The sequence below is a fragment of the Cellulomonas septica genome, assembly GCF_012396155.1.
Classification (GTDB): Bacteria; Actinomycetota; Actinomycetes; order Actinomycetales; family Cellulomonadaceae; genus Cellulomonas; species Cellulomonas septica.
Genome location: NZ_JAAXOY010000486.1, coordinates 1 through 2777 on the forward strand (window position 1 = coordinate 1; position 2777 = coordinate 2777).

4 protein-coding genes are annotated in these 2777 nt (G+C 73.5%); 3 read left to right on the forward strand and 1 reads right to left on the reverse strand.

Annotated features, from left to right (window positions below; translation table 11 throughout):
- Both HGA02_RS15440 and HGA02_RS15445 read left to right on the forward strand, forming a co-directional pair.
- On the forward strand, window positions 1-675 hold a 675-nt coding region (locus tag HGA02_RS15440), incomplete at its 5' end, for a helix-turn-helix domain-containing protein (protein WP_425483072.1).
- A 227-nt stretch (window positions 676-902) separates the two neighbouring features.
- Window positions 903-1643, forward strand: a complete 741-nt coding sequence (locus HGA02_RS15445; RefSeq protein WP_168679945.1) for a phosphoglyceromutase — start codon at window positions 903-905, stop codon at window positions 1641-1643.
- Window positions 1644-1758: 115 nt separating this feature from the next.
- Here HGA02_RS15445 and phoU read toward each other — a convergent pair whose 3' ends face one another.
- On the reverse strand, window positions 1759-2424 hold the full coding sequence (phoU, locus tag HGA02_RS15450) for a phosphate signaling complex protein PhoU (RefSeq protein ID WP_162354014.1): 666 nt from the start codon (window positions 2422-2424) through the stop codon (window positions 1759-1761).
- 160 nt (window positions 2425-2584) lie between these two features.
- On the opposite strand from phoU, the gene HGA02_RS15455 reads away from it, so the two are divergent.
- Window positions 2585-2777, forward strand: a 193-nt coding sequence (locus HGA02_RS15455; RefSeq protein ID WP_168679946.1) for a hypothetical protein, incomplete at its 3' end; no start/stop codon positions are given.

The following is a 2777-nucleotide window of genomic DNA, read 5'->3' on the forward strand; positions in this document are numbered from 1 at the left end:
CCGCCCGCAGCCGCACCGCCCGCAGCCGCACCGCCCGCCGCCGCACCGCCTGTCCCTGCGGCCGGCGAGGCCTCCGACCGGTTGGCGCTCTTCGCCGAGCGACCCATCTCGCCCGAGGCGCTCAAGGCGCTCGCGCACCCGCTGCGGATCGCGATGTACAACCTCCTGGGTGAGGTCGGGCCGTCGACCGCGAGCCGGCTGGGGCGGCTGCTGGGGGAGAGCAGCGGTCAGACGAGCTACCACCTGCGCCAGCTCGAGCGGTTCGGGTTCGTCGAGGACGACCCCGAGCACACCGGCGGCCGCGAGCGGTGGTGGAAGCCCGTCGGCTTCAGCATCGACGGGCACGCCATGCTCGAGGACCCCGCCACCGCGCCGGCCGCGCGCATGATGCTCCAGGCCGTCGTCGCCGACCGCGCCGACGTCCTGACCCGCTGGATGTCCGCCCCGCACGAGCCCGAGTGGGACGACGCGCAGATCAACGACCGCATCACCACCGACTTCACGCCCGCCGAGGCGCACGACGTCATCGCCGCCGTGCAGCGCGTGCTCGAGCAGCACATCGACGCCGCGAAGGCGCGCAAGGAGGCCGGCGAGACCGAGGGGCGTCGCCGCTACCGCATCTACCTCGACGGCCTCCCGCTGCCGGCCGACGACCCGGCCCGGCCGACGCCCTGACCCGCGGCACCCCGTCGCCGACCGGCCCGCCCGACGCAGCGCCGAGCGGTTCGGCTGGTCCGCCGCCGCCGACCAGGTGCTCAAGGTCTACGGCGTCGCCGCCGAGGCCCGCCGCTCCCGCTGACCCCGCCGACTCGCTGACCGCGCCCGCGCACCACCGCGCGCGCGAACGTCCCAGGGACGGACGTCCCGGCGACGCTCCGCGCACCCTGCGGCAGGATGGGCGCATGACCTACACCCTCGTGCTGCTCCGCCACGGCGAGAGCGAGTGGAACGCCAAGAACCTGTTCACCGGCTGGGTGGACGTCCCCCTCTCGGAGAAGGGCGTCGAGGAGGCGAAGCGCGGCGGCAAGCTGCTCACGGACGCGGGCGTCCTGCCCGACGTCGTGCACACGTCGCTCCTGCGCCGCGCGATCACGACCGCGAACTACGCGCTCGACGCCGCGGACCGCCTCTGGATCCCGGTGAAGCGCAGCTGGCGCCTCAACGAGCGCCACTACGGCGCGCTGCAGGGCAAGGACAAGAAGCAGACGCTGAGCGAGTACGGCGAGGAGCAGTTCATGCTCTGGCGCCGCTCCTACGACGTGCCGCCGCCGGACATCGAGCTCGGCTCGGAGTTCTCGCAGGACACCGACCCGCGCTACGCCGGTGAGCCGATCCCGCGCGCCGAGGCGCTCGCGCAGGTCCTCGAGCGGGCCCTGCCGTACTGGGAGTCGGACGTCGTGCCGGACCTGCAGGCCCGCAAGACGGTCCTCGTCGCCGCGCACGGCAACTCGATCCGCGCGATCGTCAAGCACCTCGACGGCGTCGACGCCGACACCATCGCCGGCATCAACATCCCGACGGGCATCCCGCTGCTCTACGAGCTCGACGAGGAGACCCTCAAGCCCGTGACGAAGGGCGGCACCTACCTCGACCCCGAGGCCGCCGCCGAGGCCATCAAGGCCGTCGCGAACCAGGGTCGCTGACCCGCCCGCAGGAACCACGAAGGCGCCGCCACCCGAGCAGGGGTGGCGGCGCCTTCGTCCGTCCGGCGCGAGACCGCGGTGCTGCAGCCTTGGCGTGCCCGACGTCAGCGCGGTGTCAGCTCGCGGAGCGGTCGAGCTCCTGGCTCAGCACGCCCGTGACCAGGTAGGTCACGCGACGCGCGATCGACACGCCGTGGTCGCCGAAGCGCTCGTAGTAGCGGCCGAGCAGCGTGACGTCGACGGCCTCCTGGATCGACCCGTCCCAGCCGCCCGACAGCAGCGCGGCGAACGTGTCCTCGTGCAGCTCGTCGAGCAGGTCGTCGTCCTGCTCGATGCTCTCGGCCAGCGGCAGCTCGTGGTTGGTGAGCAGCGTCGTCGTGCGGCGCGCCACACGGACGGCCGCGTCGTGCATCTCGGTGAACGTGCCCGACAGCCCGTGCGGGATCGCCTGCCGCGGGTAGCGCCCGCGTGCGACCTGCGCGATGTGGCGGGCGAGGTCGCCCATGCGCTCGAGCGTCGCGCTCATGCGCAGCGCGGACACGACGATGCGCAGGTCGGTCGCGACGGGCTGCTGCTGGGCGAGCAGGAGCACGCAGCGCTCGTCCAGGTCGCGCTCGATCGCGTCGATCTCGACGTCCGCCGCGATGACCGACTCCGCGAGCGTCACGTCCGCCGTGAGGAGCGCGACACCCGCGTCGGTGATCGCGCGCTCGACCCGGCCGCTCATCGCGACGAGGTCGTGGCCGAGCTGCGCCAGCTCGGCGTCGAAGATGTCCCGCATGTAGTCCTCTCCTGCTGCGGCCCGCTGCCGCGCGGTCGACAGGCTCGCACCGCCAGGTGAACGGCTGGACGCGTCGAGGTGAACGTGCGACGGCGGTCGTCCGCAGAGACGTCACCCGGATGCTCTCGCTTCCGCACCGTTTGCCCGATACGTTCGCCTCGTGAGCGTCCGGCACGTGGCGCAAGGCGTGGCACCAGGGGTCAAGGTCACGACACCACCCCTGGGACTCCACGTCGTGCCCCGACCGGGTCCGACGGCCGAGCTCGAGGCCGCCGTCGCCGGCCACCGGGTCGCCGCCGTGGTCGCCCCCGCGGGCTTCGGCAAGACGACGCTCGTCGCCGCCTGGGCCGCCC

Excerpts from the sequence above, each read along its gene's own strand:
- HGA02_RS15445 (WP_168679945.1), top strand. The coding sequence starts at position 903 with ATGACCTACACCCTCGTGCTGCTCCGCCACGGCGAGAGCGAGTGGAAC.
- phoU (WP_162354014.1), bottom strand. The coding sequence starts at position 2,424 with ATGCGGGACATCTTCGACGCCGAGCTGGCGCAGCTCGGCCACGACCTC.